This window comes from Chitinophaga sp. (assembly GCF_039596155.1).
Classification (GTDB): Bacteria; Bacteroidota; Bacteroidia; order Chitinophagales; family Chitinophagaceae; genus Chitinophaga.
The window spans coordinates 141,252-161,911 of the sequence record NZ_JBCNKF010000019.1; the positions used below are offsets into that span (position 1 = coordinate 141,252).

The window sequence follows — 20,660 nt, forward strand, 5'->3', positions numbered from 1 at the left end:
AATAAAAATGCTTAAACTGTACTCCACCTGTCAGCATAGCCTATTACCTGATATGCTACAACAATTAAATCTTCAGATCATTTTGCATCAAATATAGCTTCGTTAAGCAAATACCCGGTACTCCTCCCTCCTGCTCCGTCTTTCAGCAAAATATTGCGGTCTATCAGGTCTTGTATATCCCTGACAGCCGTATCATGTGAACACTTAGCGATTTTCCCCCACTTAGAAGAAGTGAATTTTCCATCAAATCCATCCAACAGCTTATTAAGCATCAGCTTTTGACGGCTGTTTAGTTCCTGCATAGCAGTGTTATTCCAGAAGCGGGCTTTTTTAATAACAGCCGTCAGTGTAAGTGCTGTAGCATTGAATGCACGACTAAGACAGCCAAGGAACCACGTTATCCATTCAGTAATATCCATTGTTCCTTTTTGTGTTCGTTCCAGCATATCATAATAAGCTTTTCTTTCTATCCTGATCTGTGCGGACATACTGTAAAACCTGCGGCTGGTCTCATCTGCCCTGGACAGCTGCATGTCGGTGATAGCGCGTGCAATGCGGCCATTACCATCATCAAAGGGATGGATAGTGACAAACCATAAATGGGCAACGGCTGCTTTTATGATTGGATCTATTGTACTTTCGGAGTTAAACCAACGGAGGAATTGATTCATTTCCGCTTCCAGGCTATCTGCATCAGGAGCCTGAAAATGCACCTTTTCTCTGCCCATACCTCCGGAGACAACCTGCATCGGATCGTCCTTTGCATTGTTACGCCAGGTACCCACTACAATTTTATACATGCCACTGAAACCAGTTGGGAACATGGAGGCCTGCCATCCAAAAAGGCGTTCAGTGGTCAATGTTCTATCATAGTGTTGGGTGGCATCCAGCATCATTTCAACAATACCTTCTACATTTCGGTCAGCGGGGATTAACCCGGCCACTTCCATACCCAAACGGCGGGCTATTGAAGAGCGCACCTGGTCATGATCAAGGATCTCACCTTCTATTTCACTTGATTTCAATACATCGAGGGTAAGGGTAGCAAGTGTCGCCTCATCTTGTAAATTAAAGCCTAGTCCTTCCATACTACCTAATAAACGCCCCTGTCGGAAACGTATATCACCAAGAATGCCAGTCAACACCTCGTTATTCCATTGAAAATTTGGCCAGCCCTTTAATTGATATATGTATATGCCGCTCATTCTACGCAATATTTGCGTCGAATATACGACTTAATCTTCGCACAATGAAATATTCAACGCACTTTCTGCGTAGATTAAGCAATGTACACTTATAGACTGCATAACTCGGTAATTCTAATTAAATCCTATCTTTACCCTATCACCTATGCACATCGATTCTACCCTTCAAATAGGCGCTTACCACTTGCACCACTGCGAAGATTATTTATTCCATGACTACATCGGCACAGGCACATTATTATGCGCAGTGATGGATGGCTGTACAATGGGCACCGACAGCTACCTAATTGCTACCCTCGTAGGGAAATTATTACGAAAGATCGCCAAAGAACGTCACTACCTGGCATTCATCCAGCCATCACCACAACCTTTATCGCAACAGTTAGAGAGTATCATTCACCAGTTATTTAACGAACTGAAAATCGTTAAAAATCAATTGCAGTTAGAGCAGCGGGAGATGTTGACGACAATTATTGTGTGCTTGCTGACTAAAGAAGGCGGTACAGGGCTGGTAGTCGGCGATGGTGTCGTAAGCATAGATGGTCAGGTGAGTATATTTGAACAGGATAACAAGCCAGACTATGTAGGCTATCATTTGCAGGAAGATTTTGCGCACTGGTATACGAAACAGGCATTCATCCATATTCCTGCATATACGGATGTCAGCATCTCCACAGACGGCATCAGCTCGTTTACCGCTTTAGCAGGTGGAGAACCAGATATAGATCCTCTCTCCTATTTACTCTCTGACCCCGGAACATTAGATAAAAAGCTAAAATACCTGGAACATCAGGCCGGATTAATGCCTACAGATGATGTAGCCATCATCAGAGTGCGCAATTCTCATGATAATTCACCAACTCAATAGGTTTGTTTTCAAACTCAAACCCATTGTAGGCAGCCTGGATCTCATCCAGCACCTGCACAATTTCTTCGTGGATAGTGGAAGACACGAGCCGTTTACGGAACTCCTGGAATTCAGGCAATCCTTTCAGGTAGGTTGTCATGTGTTTACGCATGGCGAAAACGCCCATTTGGGGACCTCGCCACTCGATAGACTTACTTAACTGGAGCTTGCAGGCAGCGACTCTTTCAGCCAGGTTCGGTCCGGGGAGCAGCTCTCCTGTTTGGATATAATGCTTTACTTCCCTGAAGATCCAGGGATAACCAATGGCGGCACGACCGATCATGATACCATCTATGCCATACCGGTTCTTATATTCCAGCGCTTTCTGCGGACTGTCAATGTCTCCGTTACCGAAAATCGGGATCGTGATGCGTGGGTTATTTTTCACTTTACCAATGAGGTCCCAGTTGGCCTGGCCCTTATACAACTGGCAACGTGTTCTACCGTGAATGGCGAGTGCTTTAATCCCGACATCCTGCAGCCGTTCTGCGACTTCTTCAATATTCTTCGAATCTTCATCCCACCCAAGCCGGGTTTTGACCGTAACGGGCAGATGAGTGGCCTTTACACATGCTTCTGTGAGGCGAACCATGAGGTCAATGTTCCTGAGCACCCCTGATCCGGCTCCGCGGTTCACAATTCCTTTAATAGGGCAGCCAAAATTGATGTCCAGCAGGTCAGGCTGGGTCATATCGACAATTCTTGCAGCCATGGCCAGCTTCTCTTCGTCCCCCCCAAAGATCTGCACGCCCACGGGCCTTTCTTCTCCAAATATGGCCAGCCGGCGGCGGCATTTCTCGGTATCCTTTACCAATCCTTCGCTGGAAATGAATTCCGTATACATCAGGTCGGCACCATTCTCCTTACAGACCACGCGAAATGGCGGGTCGCTCACGTCTTCCATGGGCGCAAGGAGGAGGGGGAAGTCGGGCAGCACTATTTGATCGATCTTAACCATATTTAAAATAAGCATGCAAAGGTAGTAAATAGTAGCCGATACCATAACGACGGCATAGCCAAAAGTATATCAACAGGTCACTATAAGGGCACTAAAAGGGCACCGCTATATCAAATTGATATAGCGGTGCCCTTTTAGTGATACATTAGTACTGATTTAGTACACTATTAGTAGCGTAGTTGATCTAATATAGCGAGCTATGCATTATATTTATAGTGTACCCCAAAAATTGACTGTATGGCAATTGTTAAAGACAGGACACTACTCCTGCTCCTCCAGGGAGCATTAGGTGATCTATTCGTTATTTATGAAAGGAATGGGCAGATCATCCTGGCCAAAAGGCCTTGCCCCTCCACGAAAAAGCCTTCTGCCAAACAACTTGAGGCGAGATATAAGCTAAAAATAGCTGCCGCTTATGCGAATGAGATCCTGAAAGATCCGGAAATGAAGGCGTATTATGCCGCCAAAGCCGTGGGATCGAAGCAGAATGCCTATAATATGGCGGTGAAAGACGCTTATAATTCGCCGGAAATTCAGCGTATCAGGCTGGAAGAAGAGACGGTGATCGTGACGGCGCAAGATGACTTCAAAGTAGCCGAGGTAGAGGTCCGGGTAGTGGATGCGGAAGGTGTTTTACTGGAACGGGGCGCGGCAGTCCAGGGAAGGAATGGCGTAGACTGGTATTATAAGCCAGCTACCCTGCCTGCAGGAGGCAGGGTGCTGGCTGTAGCAGTAGATTTGCTGGGAAATGCGACGTTGAAGGAGTTATTGCTAAGGCGTGATTAAGCCGTTGCCTTTACCAATTTTTGCTCTAGTATATAAAGCGCCGCTTACTTGTCCAGTCGTTTCCAGGCCCCTGTCTTCACATCGATCGTCCAGGGCTCCGGTTGTGGCAGGAAGAGTTTGCCGTCGCCTATCTGCAAAGGCATCCAGAGGTAGGCAGAATTCCATTGTTCCCTGGGTTTCCAGATGTCGCCCATGAAGATAACGGTGGTATCTACTTTCAGGAGCATGGTAGATTGTGAACCATAGGTTCGTTTTTCAGGGGGTGCGATGTCTTCGAATTCCGTCCACGGTCCTTCCAGCGTGGGTGCGGTTGCATACTTATTCGGGTTAGGATCCCAGCCAGTGAGACGGGAGCCGATAGAATAATACAGTCCTTTATAATGCACAATCGCTCCGCCTTCCATCGGCGCCTTTACCAGGCTCATATCCTTCTCCACGGTCATATAATCATCTGATAACTTCGCGATGTGGAAACCATTGGGCCGGTCTTCAAATACAATGTAGGCGGTACCATCGTCATCGATGAACTGCCCGATATCGCGGCTTTCAAAGCCCAGTGGACGGAAGCTCTTTACGTAAGTATAGTTGCCGTCAGGTTTATTGCTTACTGCAATCCCTACACGGGCAAATTTATAATCGCGGCTATCGAGGTGGAAGTACATGACGTACTTCTTAGTTTTCTTGTTGAAGTATACTTTGGGTCTTTCCAGTACCCAGTGATGCCCAAGTTTCTCAGGATCTGATAATTTTAAAACATCCCCTTTGAATGTCCAGTGCATGAGGTCTTTGCTGGCGTAACAGCTTACATAACGGTAACCCGTATCTAATCCCTGGCGTCTTTCTTCGCCATACCAGTAATAGGTATCTTTTATTTTGATGATGCCGCCACCATGCGCCTGGATATGATCACCGTTGTTATCGGGCCATTTGGCGCCGGGAATAATCTGTGCATGCAGGTGAGTTGCAAGTATAAGAAGGAGACCTGTTAGAATGTGTTTCATGTATTATAATTGTCAGTTAGACAAATATAATCATTTATATTTATCGTGCAAGCCGATGCCTTGTTCGATGAGGGTGCGGACTTTTTCTAATCTTGCCAGTTTGGTTTTTTCCTGTTTTGCGGTGGCGATGTGCTCTGCAAAATCGCGTTGATTGGTTTTGTTGAAGGCGGCGAATTTCTCTTTGAGGATCGGGTGGGTGTTTAAGAGGGATTGTAATTCTTCGGGGATGATGAGGGGTTTATTTTTATCAGCCGTGATTTTGATTCCTTTTTCCTCGTTGGCAACCGCTTCGGCGATGTAAGCTTTGATGAGTTTTTCATTGATGTCTTTGACAGAGGCAAAACGCATGGAACGCATGGCTTTAGTGCCTTCCTGGGCGTTGACCAATACTTTGGCTTTGTCTGTTAATAAAGCTCCCTGGAAGAACCAAAGGCCGCAGTAAGATTTGAAGTCGCTGATGCCGACGATGTTCTTGCCATTGGCGGTGTAGGTAGGCTTACCCCATTTGAGGGTTTCTTCCAGGCCGGTGCTGAGGAGGATTTTGCGGAGGATGAGGAGTTCGGCTTTCCACTGGGAAAGGTGGGTGAAGAAGTCGTTGGGGGTGGCGATGGTAGGCATGAGAGGTGATTTGTATAAAGGTAGGATTTTATCCTTGTTAGTGATTTTTGAGGGTGTGTTAATCTAAGAGGTATTAGCAAGAACTAATAGATATTAATCATTTAGGTACCTTCTAAAGAAAACTTTCGATATCTGCTCATTAAACAAGCACAGAGGAATCAGTTAATTACTTACCTGCATTCTTGTTCATTTCTTTAGTGGCTAGTTCAAGAGCAATTGTTAGTTTAAGTTTGCTAGTCTTAGTTATTCCTTTATAATACTCAGGTATGCTAAATGTTTCTGTAATATAACATTCGTCATCCTCTCGATTGTATTCAATCTGCACAATAATAGAACCGTTAATTAATATAAAGTAAATATCCTCTCCCTGTTCAGGTATCCAATTAAGGATATAGGCGCTAATCATCTCAGGATAAACTAACTTCAATTTCTTAATTACCTCATTATTAGAATTAAACAATGACAAGTTCGACGCTGTAAGTGACGTCCTAAGTTCATTTTCTATTTTACTACCAATAAGCTTCATTATATTATTTTATCGTTTCTGGTGTTGCTGTAATCAAATCGACATTAATATTTGGCATAACTGTCATTGTTGGAGTAAGCTTCCAGTTCTTAAATTTATAATATCCAATAGGACTATTAAATTCAATTTGTCTTATAAACCTCAATTTTGGCTTACTATCTACTATTGCTGTCAATATGCATTTTAAACTTTGAGAGATTTTATTTGCAAGGGATACTACGTTATCGCATTTAAAAATTGAAGGCTCCATGTTTGACTTTGCAACAAGGCTCTTCATTTAAAAAGATTATCAGTGGATATCCTTTCTTTGATTATCCATTTTTCAAATTACTTTGGCAACCAACTAATCGAACTTAGATCAGGCAAAGTCAACCCTTCATTTAATTCATCAAGCGCAATTTTAGCTAATGCCCTTACCTTACTCCATTCTGAACCTTCCTTAAAAGATACTAAATTCATCGAAGATTCATCTTGCTCCGCTAAAGTTATCCAATTATTTAATCGAACAATTGCTGCAATGCCTCGCATAGACATACAATCTCCTTCAATAAGAGTAGGTAACAATAAAAAACTTTCGTAAAAAGTATTTAATACTTCATCCTGTACATCTACAAAATCCGGCAGTAGTAGTTCCTGTTCATAATAAGAACAAGCTAATAACTTTAAGCTTTCTATCAATGATTTATACTCATTTACATGTTCCATACCAGATTTTTTCCATTCTATTTTAGTTACACCACCATTCTTAGCTCCCAATATTTTCCAATAAGGAATACTTCAAAAATGCCGTTCCGTTCCCGGATGGTACTAAATAAAATCCCCTACCTAATTCGAACGGGGACTTTTTATTTATTCTACTACTTTTAGTACCAAGCCTTAATAATCAACATCAGCTACAATGCTTTTACACAAGAAGGATTTCAATATAAAGAAAACTCTAAAATCAAAGCTATACCAAGCAAGAAATTAATTATAATACACGCTAATAAATAAATTCTCTTTAAACTGTACTTAACATTGAGAACCTTTTCAATTTTTTCCGAGTAAATTAAAAGAATAAAATAACCAACATTTAAAAAAAGCATATAAATAATTATATGGGGTAACAGAAAAAATATATTTACAAATCTCTTAGTCATTCGCATCAATAATATCAACATCCATAATACAGATATTCCTGTAAGCCCAATTATTAAATTAAATGTTATTATCTTTTTAATATAGTTATTACTCATATTGCTTAATGTTATTTATCTTCTACGTGGCCGATCCCCGAAGGCTGGTAAATCCTTAAATATTCCCGCGTCAGGAGATTCAGGCTGAATAATTTGCAAAGAAAGCATCCAGTAACCCATGGTTGCGTAAAGAGGCCGCATTTCGTGTTGCCTCGTCCAAATGTGGAGTCATCGTACTTGCACTCTTTCCGGCTGCTACATTCAGAAATCATCCTACAAAATTCTTAAGGTCCCAACGAGAAGCGGTCTTATTTCCAAATAAAGAATCTGAAATTTGTTCTGTGTCGTATAATCAAGCCCAGAAACAATTGCAGCTGTCAACAAAAAAAAACGCCCATACTTGAATAGCTGTATTTATGAAGTTATAAGTTGGCGAATTTTTCAATCGCTCGAATGACCATCCACCGTGGATTCACCATTTTATAAATTTATCTGTTAACGTAAAATTATATCTCTCACTACCCCCTCCAGGAAAAACTAGTCCCCTCAGAGTATTCATCCTGTCGGCTGGATCTGATGACAAGGAATATCGACGCCCGCCGCAATAACAAGCTCATTTTCTGCGAAACAGATTTGAAAGAACTACTCTGAACAAGACGATTCATCAATTGGTTACATCATCAGTAGTAACCTGAGTTAGGACATGCAACACCTCTGCTTTCTCTATACTATCCTTCTTCATCTCTACTGAAGAATGCCACCGGCCGTTACTACTTCTGGTAACATATCCATCACTACAAGAAAATAAACCCATAAGCAAAGCCAATAGTGACTAGAATCATTTTTTTATGATTTGAGATATTAATAACTCATTTCCTGTGACTCTTCATCAAAATCAAAATCACAAATACGACATTCCTGCAAATGCTTGCCAATATCAAAGTACCACCGTGATTGCTGTAAATCCACGCAATATTTCATATCCTCAACTTGTCGCAAGACTAAATGCTTATCTGATTTCAATAGTAATGATGGATAAATCAAATATGGCCTTACCTCTAACGAGTCAACCAGATTCACCTCCAATACCCCATCATTATCCAAATCAGTTATAAGGTTCTCTTTTACCATCCAAGTTTCACCTGGAACATCTGCAAGTTCATTTAAACACACAACATGAGTAATATCAGTTATGTTAAAAATCAATAAATTGCAGGTTAAAATGCGTCCATCTCCTGCATTAAGTACTTTAAAACACAAGAAATTATTGCTGCCGAGCTTAAATGCTACTACTTTACTGATAATAGCTACTATGGGCTTCCTTACAATTCTTTCTAAATCATATTTTTGGTTATTTATTATTAAAGTGTCCGCTATCGAATCACGGAACAGTCTTAAACCATAGCTTGGCACCTTATGTTCAATTCTGAATGAATCGTTAAGAATCCAAGTTTTGAATGACAAAAAGGTGTCTACAATCGGAAGATTCAAATATTCAGTCTTTAATAACGCGGGATATAGCTTCAATTCTTCCACTACCGCAGTTTTTTTCCCATGGCTTAGCTGCCGAAAACTACAAAACGGAAGGTTCTGTGCTACTACTTGACAAGAAAAAATGCTAAAAAATAGCCAAAGAAATAACAATGGCTCACGTTTTTTATAAATCGGATTTATACTTAGATATTTCATTTCCAACGGTATTGAGTTTTGTCATCGCTTCGAAGCATCTGTATCCAGGAAACCGGCATCCGTAAAGGTAATAAGTTATTCCGGACCAATTTATTCTTACTCACGTCCAATACATTACTCAACACACCTACCTTTTGTGCGGACGTAGCCATATAAAAATATAAAAGGGGACGCTCGAACATTTGAGACGATCTATTCTTTTGAATTCATTAATATTAAATCTACTTACCCCTGATTACAGGACCTAACATGCTTTATGTTTAGAAAAAGTAACATGTGCAGCAAGTGACCAAAGCGTTTTCCGAAAAAAGGCATCCCACTGATAAGGAGATGATCTGTTTGCAGAGGAAAAATACCTTCTACAATATTTAGTTTCATATTTAGATACAAGGAGTCATTTTATAGTTGTGATTTATATGAGGTGTGCTACAACCTAATATCTTGCACAAGGTTATTGTACTATAGTGCTCCGATAATTGTTGGATTTAATAGTATCTCTCTATGACATGACAGGCAGTTCTTCTCAGTTAAGCGAATCCCAGTTAACTTTCCATCCTGTTTAAACCTGCAAGACAAAATAAAACTAAAAAAACACTATATTTCATAGATAGTTAATTAGGTTTTGTACTTATATCTCTATCAACCCTAAGCCTCACTCCTTTTAATCCAACCCCAGCCCTTTCTGCAGCGTTTTTCACGTCCTTTAATATCATCGGCACTTCCAATTCTGAAAAAGCACCTATATTTCCTCTTCTAAAAAGTGTTAACTCAGCATTGTCAATAAGATTTCCTCCAAGGGTTAATCCACGTTCTTCTAAAGCAGGAAGAGCAAAATTACCTAAAGCATTCAAGCTCGCTCCTACTCTCTCTTTATAGCTCGTAACTCCGACATTATCGATTCTATTGAAAAATTATTAACAGACGAAAGAAAGCGTAAATATTGTCTTCGAAAGATATTCAATGCTATTCTATGAATCTGCAGAACGAGTTGCCAATGGCGCAATTTAAGCAGCGAATTCCCTTACTGACAGATCGTTTACTATTATTTTAACAAGTGGAAGAAAAATGGATTCTTTGAAAAGGTTATGAGTAAGGTTGTAAGAAAAGAACGAATGAGGCAGGGCCGAAATTATGCACCTTCTGCAGCAGCGATTGATAGCCAGAGTATAAAAAAAGTCCATTTATAAATATTGAAACAGGCATTGATGGCGGAAAGCATATTAATGGACGAAAAAGGCACCTGGCGGTGGATAGTCTGGGCTTACCAATAGCGATCAGTGTCAGTGCAGCAGATATTCATGACTCAGTAGGTGGATTTGACTTATTGTGAAGAATAGAAAAAAAATAATTCAAGAATGAAGCTCATTCGTACTGACATGGCCTACAGGGGTGAATTTAGTGATACTGTTGAAAAGTACTAAATGGAATATAGAAATAACTCAGAAACCGCCGACAGTAAAAGGTTTTGTTTCATAAACCGGTTGGTGGCAGGTTGAACGATCATTCACGTGGCTGAATTTTTTCAGAAGCTTCGATAAGGATCATGAAAGGCTACCTGAATCATCTGTTGCATTCATCCAAGTAGCCTTCATTAATATACTTCTAAAATGAGTCGTTCGAAATTTTAAAAATGCTCTTAGCTGAACGCATAATCATATAAATATTAAGATTTTCTCAATTTATTATTTATAATCAATTATTCGTTTTTCATTACTAAATGCCCCCCAAATGGATAAACTAATGACAGAGATAAAAAAAAAATGGCCCAAAAAATATAAAAGAATTTCAATTTCCAAAAAATAAACCCGATAGATAGCTGTTGTCAGATAGTAAATCCAAATTATGATAAATGCTGGTTTCGGAGACCAGATTGTCCAAACTCCCATTATTGATAATAATATCGTCCACACTAGTATTTCAATATTAATATGGTTTGGAAAACGATAATCATTAAAACTTAAAAAAAAGCAAAATTGTATAGTTAATACAAGAACCAGTTGTCCTAAAATAATTCTCATAAAATAAACTTAACGCTGTTTTGTCAAATTTGAATAAATAATAATAATAATAATATCATTATTTTCCGTGTAAAACCGGGTTAAAAGATCCTTGTATGCTTTGTAGTCAAGGCATGCAAGGGTAAATATTATGTGTTAAAAATATGGGGTAGCTCCCCCATATTTTCTAGGTTGAAAAATCAAACGACGCATTATGAGTTTTCCGCCAAGCCTTATAAGTGTCTTTGATGAACTCCAACAGGCCTACATAACTCATTAAATGTAACCGGATTACCGTAATCATATTTGCAAATGATTTTTTGGTATTTGCTTTTTTACGGATTACAACCATTAGCAATTGAACGATCAGTACGCAATAAACCTGCATTTTGATGGCATTATCGCTTTCTCCCCAAAAGTATCGTAGCGGGAAGTTCTGCTTGATCTGTTTAAAGAGCAACTCTATCATCCAGCGGTTTTTATAAATAGTAGCGATTTTTGATGCTGGCAGTGTAAAATCATTTGTGATATACACCAACCTCTTTCCTTCCTTTGTTTTATAAGTTACCCGCCGCAGCTTTAGCCGTTCTGTTACCGTTCCATTTGTTTTAATTCCGACAGTAATATATTGTTCCTTTATCACGCCAATCGACTGTTTTCGTTTGGTTTTATCTATCAATACTTTGGTTACTTGGAAGACTGCATTATCTTTCATGCGACTCACAAACCATGCTTTTTGCGTAGTCCATTTGGCAAAATGGTGGTAAGTATTATATGCTTTGTCAAATACCAACCAGCTACCGGCAGGTAATTTCAAATGATACAGGAACTTCCTGTCATGCTCTTTAGCTGCTGTGATCCTGATAAACTCAGTAACTCCGCTAAATGCATCCATCATCGCGTGTACTTTTATCCCACTCTGCGATGCCCTCCTTGCTAAATCTGCACAGCAGGAGATCCTTAAATAAGAAAGCCTGGTGGCTACCAGGCTTTCTTAACTCAATTAATAATTACATAATCTCCATCTAAAAATAATGGAAAATCTATAGACTTAAGAACTAACACCACTATGGAAACAATTATTAACTAGAATTCACTGCTATTTAACCATGATTGTGAATCACTGTAAACTTGGATCCTAATTTATTTAAAATAACAATTTACCAAGTTACTCTGTCTAAAATTAAAACTAAAATCGACGTTAATCATTCATTAACTTTTTAAAGAAAATTTTCAATATCTGCTCATTATTAACTCCTTTTTTTTCCCTTTTTGTAGCATATGCCCCCGATATCGACAAGCACATAGTAATGATAAAAATAATATGCCACAGAACATACAAAAGTATATCAATTTCTAAAATAAAGAATCTATAGATAGCAGTACATGAATAGTAAATCAAAATAAAAATAAAAGCTAACCTTGGCGACCATAATGTCCATATCCCCAACCCCACGAGAAAGATTGTCCATACAAACATCTCTAAATTAAATGCATTTTTGTAACTATAGTCACTAAAACTCGAACAAAAACAAAAAAGAATAGTTACAAAAAGAACCAATTGCCCTATAAAAATTCTCATGAAAATATTTTTTACTTTTAAGGATAGATTGCAAAATTGGATCCATGGATAGTAGGATTCTGGATTAAATTAGCTTTAGAATCTTTCATTCCTTGTCTATTCCAAAGATAGTCTATTGGTTGATCTCCATATGGAGCTCGTCCCTCATCAAGTTGTTTAATTCGCTCCAAGAAATTACTATGAAACTTAGACAACTCACCTAGCCCAGCCCACATGTATTGATCAGATTCAGGTACTCCTGCTTGAATCCCCATATATCCTGCATGATAATTTCCAAAATCCGCCAAACCATTAAACTTGTAATTTTTATAAATAAATTGTATCCGTTGTTCTTGATAGTATGTATCTGATCCTATTTCGGCTGTTGAATAGTTACCAACCCGGACAAATCAGCCATTGATCAGGCAACAAATAATCAATAGTAGTTGGAGTATGGATTTTTTTGCGGAGTATTATAGAAGGCGTTTGCACAAAATAATAAGCCCCAGAGCAGACCGGGGCTTATTACTTATTTATATCATTGCTTAAAACTAATGCAACAATCGCCTTGCTATTTTATAACTAGCGTTCAAATCGTCTTTTTAGGTCAATATTCAAAAGAACAGTACCTAGACAATTTAAAACTTGATTAAATCACGACAAAGGTATCAAGTACTTAAATCTTAATGTCTAATAGATTTTAAAGTACTTTCTAGCTATCTCAACTACAAGATGATTATTTTGTGCGTAAAGTTCAAAAACTTCAAGTGACTTAAACCGATCTTTTCTATCCTGCGACGTTGCTGGTATCCAATCTGGCATTTTTTTTATCACTATTTTTACTTGTTCTCCCATTTCTGGCCACTCATTTTCAGTCTCCCAAGGTGTATCAACTTCTGTTGTCTTCCCACAAGAATCCAATTAATTGCCACAATCAAACTGTACATTTTCCTGTTATCTGATTTTAAAAGTGGTAATTTTATATGGCGCCTTAAATAAGCGACTAATGAATCTGTCCCCCCTCGAAAATGAGCTGGAATAATAGGGTTAATCATCCCTGGATCTTTACCAACAGGATAGTTCGGATTATCATCTTTTGTTGGAATTGCTGGGAGATCAGGCATTTCTGAAATAAACTGGGCATTTATTGATTTACAGAATGATAATGTAGCTAATATAATTAAAAGTAGAAATCGCATATTATCCTTTTTTTAATGAAATATTTACAGAAGGGTTATCTGTCTTTAAAGTTGGCTCAATGCCTTGAGCCCCTTCTAGATTCACTTTTAAATTACCAGTGTGGGTTTTGTCTTTTAAATGTAGGGGCAAGTAGTGGCGCGTTGACATTTCCATGTTACGTTTCCACTACTTGATCCTACAACTTTTTTTCAACAACTGTTTAATATCAACTGTCTCTCCTCCCTCGTAAAATTCAGTATGTTTTAATAGCTTTTTATTATTTAGAATTCGGCTAAGCGCCCATTCTGTAATCTTGCTTTCCTCCCATAGGCTACGACCTCCATATTCTGCTAACTGATCATAAAGCCAAGGACTTGATTTTATCGTTAATGCGAAATCATGATCTACACCACTCAGATTAAATAACATTCTACCATTCGTATTTAGAACTACATCTGTTGCATAAGTAATGATCCTTCAAAATTTTGCCAAGAACTCTTCACTTCTGTATAACCTGGTATTTCATCAAAATCATAATGAGATAACGATTGTGTTTCCTTTGCAATCTTTACATAGTACTTCCAATCATTTTTCCATACAACCTAAAACCCATAATAAACTATCAGGTAATTCTCTTCCATGAGATGAAAAATCACTGGGTCGCACCAACATGTTACATTCCATTGGATCTTTTGAATTGTAAACTACAGGAAACGATTTACCGATAAAGTCCTGAAACGCTCCATGACGTATCCCAACTCCAGAAGCCTGACTAGTATACTTTTTTCCACCAACATAGAATTCGTAATTAAAGGCAGATCTTCCTTTATAATCGGTACCCAGTTCAAAAATGACACCTTTTGTCCAATAGCCATATTCATAGAGCCTGTTTGCTCGCCTGTTTCCCATCCAGAAGCCAAAAGCAATAAGGGCCATCGCCAAAACCACCATTAGAACTTTCTCATTACTTTTCATCTCATTGGCTTTTTTTAGAAGCATCTTTTATATTTTTTCATCATAACTATTAATAAATATATTTCCATATGAATTACCCCAAAAGAAAGAAGCTGCCTTTGCTGTTACCTTGCCCAAATCTGGGGTCATCGCACTTGCTCCTTTTCCTGCAGCGACATTCAAAGTTCCTCCTACAAAAGTTTCAAGGCCCCAACGAGTAGCGGTTTTATTTACCAATGAAGAATTAGAAATTCCGCTCTCTGCAGTATACTCCGGACCAGAACCAATTGCAACTGTCAAAAATGGATTTGAAAAAGAAAAAGTTTGCTTCCATACTCGAATAATCGTATTTATCGATTTGTACGTTGCCATTAGCGACCACCTGAAAAACTGTTTGAACAGTCGCATCCACAAACATTCCAACAAAAACACTTTTCATTGTATAAAAAAAAATAAAGACTTTAAAGATATACTACCACTCGGGAATAATACAGGTGCAGCCAGGCCGTACCTATACAATGAATACTCCCATCATCTATTAAATTCCAATTATCTAAAAAATTTGCAAGTACCTTCGATCCCCTTCGAATACAAGATGATTATTTTGTGCATAAAATACAAAAGATTCAATTGACTTTAACTGTTCTTTTCTATCGTATGACATCCTAGGAATCCACTGGGGCATTTGTTTTATTGCTGCTTTGATTAGTTCTTCCATTTCTGGCCACTCGTTTTCCGGTGCCCAATATGTTTGAACTTCTGTAAAATTACCACAGGAATCAATTTTAATTCCTACAATCAAACAGAAAAATTTATTATTATTTGATTTTAGAAGTGGCAACTTTATATGCCGTTTTAAATAAACGACCAATGAATCAGTCCCTCCCGGAAAACCAGGCGGAATTGGAGGATTAATCATTCCAGGATCCTTACCATCATGAGGATCAGAACTATCAGCTGGCATTGGAATTGGCGGAAGATCAGGCATTTCTTTAATAACCTGGGCATTTGTTGAAATACAAAATATTGATATAAATGATATAATCAAAATTGGGAATCGCATATTATCCTTTTTTTAATGAAATATTTATCGGTGGATTGGGGTTTATTGGAGTTGCCTCAATGCCAGGAGCGACCTCTCTGTTCACCTTCAAATAACAATAAATTTAGAAGGCAAAACATGAATTGAAAGAATCCGGTAGGATCCCGTGCTCTTTATAAAATATTTAAAATTATTGAAGCTTTTTAAGAATAATACCAAAACAATTTCTATTTCGATCATTTATAAAGTTCTCTGAAATAGTGCTTATTTCCGACAGTTGTATTATAATAACGAAATTTATGCTACGCTTATGTGATTTTATAATAGTCTTATTGCATTATATTCTTCCGCTACAATATACGTTTTCGCAATAAACATTACAATAAGAGGTGAATTGTCCAAGTCCTGATTCAATCCCTTATTTAATATCATACTCGTTTTAACATTATGCTTTTCCAATAACGCTGCATATTCTAACATAAGTCGATGCGGCCCTTTCGCTATAAGTCCTGCACCTGCATTTAATAACTTATCGAAGTATACTGGATTTAAAAAACGATCAACCTCTAAATAATACTCAAATAATTTATTATGCAATAGAGTCAAATCATAATATAACTTCCATATGTCCTCCGGCACTCCTCTAAAGTACAAACTTGTATTTGTATCCTGGTATTGCCAAGATAATGGATGCTCCATTTCACATTCAACACTTGTAGAGGTTTCTGCTTTAATGTTTGCTTCTTTAAATCCTTTTATATTTACTTTCCAGCGTTGATCTACACCATCCTCTTCATCAATATAATCCGCCAATTTAAATCTTAAGATTAAATAGGGAGTCTCACCTACAAAATCAACTTTCTCTACAAATATTCTCCTGTCATCAGGATAATATTTATTTAATTCATCTAATAATTCCATTATTTTTTAATTTTAAAAGTACCGTTTTCCCTAAAAGTCCTAATTCCCCAAAAATCGGTTTTAAATTATACTTTTCTCCTAGATTTTAATTCATTCTTATGCAAAGCCTTTCATAAAACTGGAGAATCAAGGAGGAAGAAAAAAATAACTTTTAGTTATAGACATATATTATCTTTGAAATCGTAAAATGTTCTTTCTCTTTTGGCTCTTCTTAAAGGTGATAGAAAAGGAAGCTTCGATATTTTTTACAACTGCATTCGTCGTCAGATCTGTACCAGGGGTATAATTGCGAAAGACCTTTTTTTTAAAGGTACACCATTTGGTAACCGCTTGTTATTCTCATCGTCTGTGATTAAAAAATGTCAACGTGCCACTATTTGCCCCTAAAATTTACAGTACCTAATACACACTACCTACAACTTTTAACAATCTTAGTCCAATTGCAAAAAATGGACCATGCCCCAAAGGGAATGGCCCAATATGTTATTACAATTTATCAATAGCTTTGGTCAAGAACGATGCAACCTTCAAATCTAAGAACGATAGTTTACACAGTTAACTTAACACTTTCCCAAAAAATCCAAATAGCAATTATGAAATCAGTTCTAGATGCATTGCTGAGATTATGATTTAAATAAAATAACTATAGCGCAAAACTGCTCAATAATAAATTGATGTTTTCTAGTAATCACATACTATTTCAAAAAATAGATTATCGTCTCGTTCTGAAATAAATTCCAATGCACTATAATAAATATTCTTATCCTTTGTATATCTTGAATAATTTATGCTATCCTCCATTCTTGGCTGAGTCATTTTTTCTGCTATAAAAAATGCATCTATTCCAAGAATACCAATTTCAAAATTTCTACACGCTTCGATAAAATCCAACGTTTCTTTTTTTGAATAAACAATAATTCCACATACATCAATTGCTTTTTCTATAAATAGATTCTCAACTTTATTCATTTTTGCTATTTTTTAGGAATATATGGGTTAATAATAGTTGGATCAGGCTTCCAATCAAGATCTAACCCATTGCTAATTAGAATAATATCATTAGTGTTATTTTCCCTTATTACGTAATGTCCATCCTCTCGATAAAAACTGTGAACTCCATTCATGTTGCTTTATTTATAGATTGTCTTGTAGTAAATGGATGTAATATTGTCTCATCAATTAATATAGAATAAAAAGAGTTTAAAAACGGTTTGCCCGGACAACAATGATTTTAAATATAAGAGCTTCCATAAACAGCTACTACCGCTCTGGTATCTAAAACTGGGAACTACAAATAAAATTACATTCCTGCTCAAGTCCCAAATCACTTAAACAATTTTCATACGCATTTAAATACTTACGAAACCGGCTTCAAAGGTAATATTTTCTCTTGCAACATATTCTGTAGGTTCGTTGTTACTACGAATTGATTTTGCGGAGTGTGAGGAGTTCGGTTTTCATTGGGAAACGTGGGTAAAGAAGTCATCGGGAGTGCTGATACCCATATAGTTATTTTAAAAATTATAATTAGAAAAAATCCTCGTTATTATACGAAAATGTCTCTTTTGCTCGCTATTCTAAGACCATTTCTCTTATATTAATTCCTAGTTCAAACGGATACTAAGTATCAAAAAAAATGCAGGTAAAGAACGGTTTCCTTACCTACACTTCACTAAATTTTCACTTCTTTCTCAAATATCTTTCCCACCCCTTTTACTCCTACTTTTTTTGCGTTGGGGCATATTAATATTTGCCGGTTCTGTACTAACAGGATATTCCAATATTATTTGATCAGGTTCATGATTATTAGAAAACATTATCTTCCGATCTTCATCTTCTACAATCCAAAATCCCTCGCGAAATAAAATAAGTTGATCGGATATTTTATATAACCCAAGTTGTCCAGTTAAAACTGGAAGGCTATCGTTATTTGATCTTTTCAGATAAAAATATTTATCCGCTCCTAGGGATATTATTGTATCGTTATTCTCTGGGTTGTTGGCACACCATTTCACACTACCGTCGCTGGGTAATATCGTTACATTTCTTCCAAGAAAGGAAACTGTTGCAGTATCTTGAGAAACTGCCCGACAAAAACAACAAATAAAAAAAATTGAGTGTAATAAAAAGTGTTTCATTATTTTTTAATTGTAATTGAAATATTAGCATTATGTTCTTTTTTTGTTTCCTTTTTTACCTGAAAAAACTGCCACTGGATTTGTACTTTTTCCTCAAATCTTTTTTTTAATTTTTTCTCGAAATCAGGTCTATATTTTTCCTTAAAAAATGTCGGAGTCGACATATTAATAAGTATTTCAGGATCCTTAATACCTGCCGTAGCGTTTAAAGACGACAAATAAGAGTCGATTTTTTGCTCAATTTTTTTCGTAGGATGTAAATTGAATATCATACCCAGAAATATAGCCAACCATCTCCATCTTTACATATTGTGTCTTATCAAACTGTTTTCCAAAACCGACGGTAGTCTTTTTGCAATTATCATCAATATTGTATACATCCATAACTGCACTCGCATCCTTTCTATCAACCTCATCAGGTTTGCTTTTATATATCCATTTCTCAATGAATATAAGTTAGTACTATTTTCCTGAATTTTAGTTTTCTTAAAATCTATTTGAAACTCATAATGGTAGAATTAGGGATGACGTTTCCCGTCGATAAATACAGTTTGGTCGCTACCATATTATACATCGAAGTCTTGAAAATATTCGCAAAGGAACATCCTACCATCACCAGTGTGTCTTTATTCTGAACGATTGAATAGCCTTCATTACCATTTCCTTTCAAATCCAGTATATATGCCCAACGAGCATCTCCATTAGGTTTCAATGACACCACCAGGCCACTGACATGACCAGAAAGTGTCTTATGCCTTAATGCCATGACATATCCACTAACTGTCTGTATAATATCCTGTCCGGTTATACCCTTGCTATCATTAAGTACCCTACTCCAGGTCGTATCACCATTAGACTGTAATTTGACAATAAATGCAGAATTAGTAACACCAACACTGGTAGTACCCAGTGCAATATAGCCACTATCGCCAATAATGCGAATCCTATTGAAATAATCATTTCCATTATTACCATAGGTCTTTGCCCAGCTTACCTGCCCTGTTGCAGTTGTTTTCACAAGATATGCGTCATAATTCCCAGAAGCGTTTTTGATTTGCCCCGCGAGCAGCATACCATTATCTGTTGTATTAATTATATCATAAAAGACACTACTGTAACCATTCCTGTTATAGGTCTGGAGTGTAGAACCGTATTGGCAGTGGTGCATACAGCTACAGAATCCGTTAATTGAGACAACGCACAGGTATCCCTGAATGCAAAATATTGCCACGCCTGATAATTATACCCCGTAGCATTATTGATATACGCGGCAAACAGCTTGTTCTTCTGTTGCTGCAGACTACTCGTATCCTCATAAGCAGGTGCCAGCCCAGGATAGGTAGCATTATAGCTGGCATACAGTGTTGATAACTCCTGACAGCTGGTACAAGCAGGTGCTGTATTACACTGGATTAATGGTGTTATCCCGGGACGAATTGGTCTTAAAGATCAGCGATGGATCAGGTTGACCTGATGGTCCATATTTTCATGACAGCAATGCGGATGAATCTCTATGTTTCAACTTCTTCAAAGGTTATGTCTCATTGTAATGCATTTTCATAAGAAGTATATTTCAGGTAACCAGGTAACGGCAGTACTCAGGGTGGAATTGAACCCGCACCTTTGCTCAGGATGGTTTGAAGTGCGCTGCAAATGCTTCAGGAGATAATGCCTGTGGGCAAACATGTAAACCTACCGTACCGTCATATGCACTATCTACAAGTGCATACTCATCAGGTAGGTGATAGAGGGAAGCATGTTGTTCGACAGTGAGTCTCTTATATGATAAAATATGCTATAAGCATAAGATTAATCGCTTAATGGCATACTGACCAGATGGAGAAGAAACATCTATTAAGCTAACAGAGGTTAAAATAGAAGAGGGTGTCTCATAAGTAAATGAGGCACCCTCTCATTTTTTTGAGTTATATAGCATTTTAAGGGTCGCCCTATATTGATTTTTGGGTAATCGTTTTGAGAAGGAAAGTTTTTCAAATAGATCC

The 20,660-nt window shown here is 37.6% G+C and carries 22 protein-coding genes; 2 read left to right on the forward strand and 20 right to left on the reverse strand.

The genetic code is table 11. From position 1 onward, the window contains the following. Positions 1-77: 77 nt before the first annotated feature. A complete protein-coding gene (locus ABDW33_RS18975; RefSeq protein ID WP_343691663.1) occupies positions 78-1,205 on the reverse strand; it encodes a Fic family protein in 1,128 nt (375 codons plus the stop codon). A gap of 145 nt (positions 1,206-1,350) precedes the next feature. On the opposite strand from ABDW33_RS18975, the gene ABDW33_RS18980 reads away from it, so the two are divergent. Continuing rightward, positions 1,351-2,073 (forward strand): protein phosphatase 2C domain-containing protein, encoded by a 723-nt coding sequence (locus ABDW33_RS18980; RefSeq protein WP_343691664.1) that lies wholly within the window; start codon positions 1,351-1,353, stop codon positions 2,071-2,073. Here ABDW33_RS18980 and dusB read toward each other — a convergent pair. Continuing rightward, a complete protein-coding gene (gene dusB, locus ABDW33_RS18985) occupies positions 2,033-3,070 on the reverse strand; it encodes a tRNA dihydrouridine synthase DusB (protein WP_343691665.1) in 1,038 nt (345 codons plus the stop codon). The two genes, ABDW33_RS18980 and dusB, sit on opposite strands and share 41 nt — an antisense overlap. A gap of 237 nt (positions 3,071-3,307) precedes the next feature. On the opposite strand from dusB, the gene ABDW33_RS18990 reads away from it, so the two are divergent. After that, a complete protein-coding gene (locus tag ABDW33_RS18990) occupies positions 3,308-3,856 on the forward strand; it encodes a hypothetical protein (protein WP_343691666.1) in 549 nt (182 codons plus the stop codon). A 44-nt stretch (positions 3,857-3,900) separates the two neighbouring features. On the opposite strand, the gene ABDW33_RS18995 is transcribed toward ABDW33_RS18990, so the two are convergent. From ABDW33_RS18995 to ABDW33_RS19080, 18 genes are all read right to left on the reverse strand, one after another. Beyond that, a complete protein-coding gene (locus tag ABDW33_RS18995) occupies positions 3,901-4,857 on the reverse strand; it encodes a family 43 glycosylhydrolase (RefSeq protein ID WP_343691667.1) in 957 nt (318 codons plus the stop codon). 30 nt (positions 4,858-4,887) lie between these two features. Next, positions 4,888-5,475, reverse strand: a complete 588-nt coding sequence (locus ABDW33_RS19000) for a DUF1801 domain-containing protein (RefSeq protein WP_343691668.1) — start codon at positions 5,473-5,475, stop codon at positions 4,888-4,890. A gap of 166 nt (positions 5,476-5,641) precedes the next feature. Beyond that, a complete protein-coding gene (locus ABDW33_RS19005; protein ID WP_343691669.1) occupies positions 5,642-6,001 on the reverse strand; it encodes a hypothetical protein in 360 nt (119 codons plus the stop codon). A gap of 4 nt (positions 6,002-6,005) precedes the next feature. Then, positions 6,006-6,278 (reverse strand): hypothetical protein, encoded by a 273-nt coding sequence (locus ABDW33_RS19010; RefSeq protein ID WP_343691670.1) that lies wholly within the window; start codon positions 6,276-6,278, stop codon positions 6,006-6,008. Positions 6,279-6,328: 50 nt separating this feature from the next. After that, positions 6,329-6,757, reverse strand: coding sequence for a hypothetical protein (locus ABDW33_RS19015; protein ID WP_343691671.1), 429 nt, complete (start codon positions 6,755-6,757; stop codon positions 6,329-6,331). A gap of 1,280 nt (positions 6,758-8,037) precedes the next feature. Next, positions 8,038-8,865, reverse strand: coding sequence for a hypothetical protein (locus ABDW33_RS19020; protein ID WP_343691672.1), 828 nt, complete (start codon positions 8,863-8,865; stop codon positions 8,038-8,040). Between the two features lie 611 nt (positions 8,866-9,476). Then, complete coding sequence (locus ABDW33_RS19025; RefSeq protein WP_343691673.1) at positions 9,477-9,716, reverse strand: hypothetical protein; 240 nt, start codon at positions 9,714-9,716, stop codon at positions 9,477-9,479. A gap of 1,333 nt (positions 9,717-11,049) precedes the next feature. Continuing rightward, a complete protein-coding gene (locus ABDW33_RS19030) occupies positions 11,050-11,850 on the reverse strand; it encodes an IS4 family transposase (RefSeq protein ID WP_343691684.1) in 801 nt (266 codons plus the stop codon). A 611-nt stretch (positions 11,851-12,461) separates the two neighbouring features. Further along, entirely contained in the window at positions 12,462-12,731 is a 270-nt protein-coding gene (locus ABDW33_RS19035; protein WP_343691674.1) for a hypothetical protein, read from the reverse strand. Positions 12,732-13,262: 531 nt separating this feature from the next. Next, positions 13,263-13,622 (reverse strand): hypothetical protein, encoded by a 360-nt coding sequence (locus ABDW33_RS19040; protein ID WP_343691675.1) that lies wholly within the window; start codon positions 13,620-13,622, stop codon positions 13,263-13,265. A 565-nt stretch (positions 13,623-14,187) separates the two neighbouring features. Beyond that, positions 14,188-14,601, reverse strand: coding sequence for a hypothetical protein (locus ABDW33_RS19045; RefSeq protein WP_343691676.1), 414 nt, complete (start codon positions 14,599-14,601; stop codon positions 14,188-14,190). A 3-nt stretch (positions 14,602-14,604) separates the two neighbouring features. Further along, complete coding sequence (locus tag ABDW33_RS19050; RefSeq protein WP_343691677.1) at positions 14,605-14,928, reverse strand: hypothetical protein; 324 nt, start codon at positions 14,926-14,928, stop codon at positions 14,605-14,607. 181 nt (positions 14,929-15,109) lie between these two features. Continuing rightward, entirely contained in the window at positions 15,110-15,619 is a 510-nt protein-coding gene (locus tag ABDW33_RS19055) for a hypothetical protein (RefSeq protein WP_343691678.1), read from the reverse strand. Positions 15,620-15,916: 297 nt separating this feature from the next. Then, a complete protein-coding gene (locus tag ABDW33_RS19060; RefSeq protein ID WP_343691679.1) occupies positions 15,917-16,519 on the reverse strand; it encodes a hypothetical protein in 603 nt (200 codons plus the stop codon). 681 nt (positions 16,520-17,200) lie between these two features. Further along, a complete protein-coding gene (locus tag ABDW33_RS19065) occupies positions 17,201-17,488 on the reverse strand; it encodes a hypothetical protein (protein WP_343691680.1) in 288 nt (95 codons plus the stop codon). A 722-nt stretch (positions 17,489-18,210) separates the two neighbouring features. Further along, positions 18,211-18,657 carry a hypothetical protein gene (locus ABDW33_RS19070; protein ID WP_343691681.1) on the reverse strand — a complete coding sequence of 149 codons (447 nt, stop codon included), beginning with the start codon at positions 18,655-18,657 and terminating at the stop codon, positions 18,211-18,213. Continuing rightward, complete coding sequence (locus ABDW33_RS19075) at positions 18,657-18,929, reverse strand: hypothetical protein (protein ID WP_343691682.1); 273 nt, start codon at positions 18,927-18,929, stop codon at positions 18,657-18,659. The genes ABDW33_RS19070 and ABDW33_RS19075 overlap by 1 nt, the downstream gene beginning before the upstream one ends. 221 nt (positions 18,930-19,150) lie before the next feature. Then, positions 19,151-19,825 (reverse strand): hypothetical protein, encoded by a 675-nt coding sequence (locus ABDW33_RS19080; protein ID WP_343691683.1) that lies wholly within the window; start codon positions 19,823-19,825, stop codon positions 19,151-19,153. Between the last annotated feature and the right edge of the window lie 835 nt (positions 19,826-20,660).

What these genes read in the sequence shown, in the direction of transcription:
- ABDW33_RS18975 (WP_343691663.1), bottom strand. Translation starts at nt 1,205, where the DNA reads ATGAGCGGCATATACATATATCAATTAAAGGGCTGGCCAAATTTTCAA.
- ABDW33_RS18980 (WP_343691664.1), top strand. Translation starts at nt 1,351, where the DNA reads ATGCACATCGATTCTACCCTTCAAATAGGCGCTTACCACTTGCACCAC.
- dusB (WP_343691665.1), bottom strand. Translation starts at nt 3,070, where the DNA reads ATGGTTAAGATCGATCAAATAGTGCTGCCCGACTTCCCCCTCCTCCTT.
- ABDW33_RS18990 (WP_343691666.1), top strand. Translation starts at nt 3,308, where the DNA reads ATGGCAATTGTTAAAGACAGGACACTACTCCTGCTCCTCCAGGGAGCA.
- ABDW33_RS18995 (WP_343691667.1), bottom strand. Translation starts at nt 4,857, where the DNA reads ATGAAACACATTCTAACAGGTCTCCTTCTTATACTTGCAACTCACCTG.
- ABDW33_RS19000 (WP_343691668.1), bottom strand. Translation starts at nt 5,475, where the DNA reads ATGCCTACCATCGCCACCCCCAACGACTTCTTCACCCACCTTTCCCAG.
- ABDW33_RS19005 (WP_343691669.1), bottom strand. Translation starts at nt 6,001, where the DNA reads ATGAAGCTTATTGGTAGTAAAATAGAAAATGAACTTAGGACGTCACTT.
- ABDW33_RS19010 (WP_343691670.1), bottom strand. Translation starts at nt 6,278, where the DNA reads ATGAAGAGCCTTGTTGCAAAGTCAAACATGGAGCCTTCAATTTTTAAA.
- ABDW33_RS19020 (WP_343691672.1), bottom strand. Translation starts at nt 8,865, where the DNA reads ATGAAATATCTAAGTATAAATCCGATTTATAAAAAACGTGAGCCATTG.
- ABDW33_RS19040 (WP_343691675.1), bottom strand. Translation starts at nt 13,622, where the DNA reads ATGCGATTTCTACTTTTAATTATATTAGCTACATTATCATTCTGTAAA.
- ABDW33_RS19045 (WP_343691676.1), bottom strand. Translation starts at nt 14,601, where the DNA reads ATGCTTCTAAAAAAAGCCAATGAGATGAAAAGTAATGAGAAAGTTCTA.
- ABDW33_RS19050 (WP_343691677.1), bottom strand. Translation starts at nt 14,928, where the DNA reads ATGGCAACGTACAAATCGATAAATACGATTATTCGAGTATGGAAGCAA.
- ABDW33_RS19055 (WP_343691678.1), bottom strand. Translation starts at nt 15,619, where the DNA reads ATGCGATTCCCAATTTTGATTATATCATTTATATCAATATTTTGTATT.
- ABDW33_RS19060 (WP_343691679.1), bottom strand. Translation starts at nt 16,519, where the DNA reads ATGGAATTATTAGATGAATTAAATAAATATTATCCTGATGACAGGAGA.
- ABDW33_RS19065 (WP_343691680.1), bottom strand. Translation starts at nt 17,488, where the DNA reads ATGAATAAAGTTGAGAATCTATTTATAGAAAAAGCAATTGATGTATGT.
- ABDW33_RS19070 (WP_343691681.1), bottom strand. Translation starts at nt 18,657, where the DNA reads ATGAAACACTTTTTATTACACTCAATTTTTTTTATTTGTTGTTTTTGT.
- ABDW33_RS19075 (WP_343691682.1), bottom strand. Translation starts at nt 18,929, where the DNA reads ATGATATTCAATTTACATCCTACGAAAAAAATTGAGCAAAAAATCGAC.
- ABDW33_RS19080 (WP_343691683.1), bottom strand. Translation starts at nt 19,825, where the DNA reads ATGCACCACTGCCAATACGGTTCTACACTCCAGACCTATAACAGGAAT.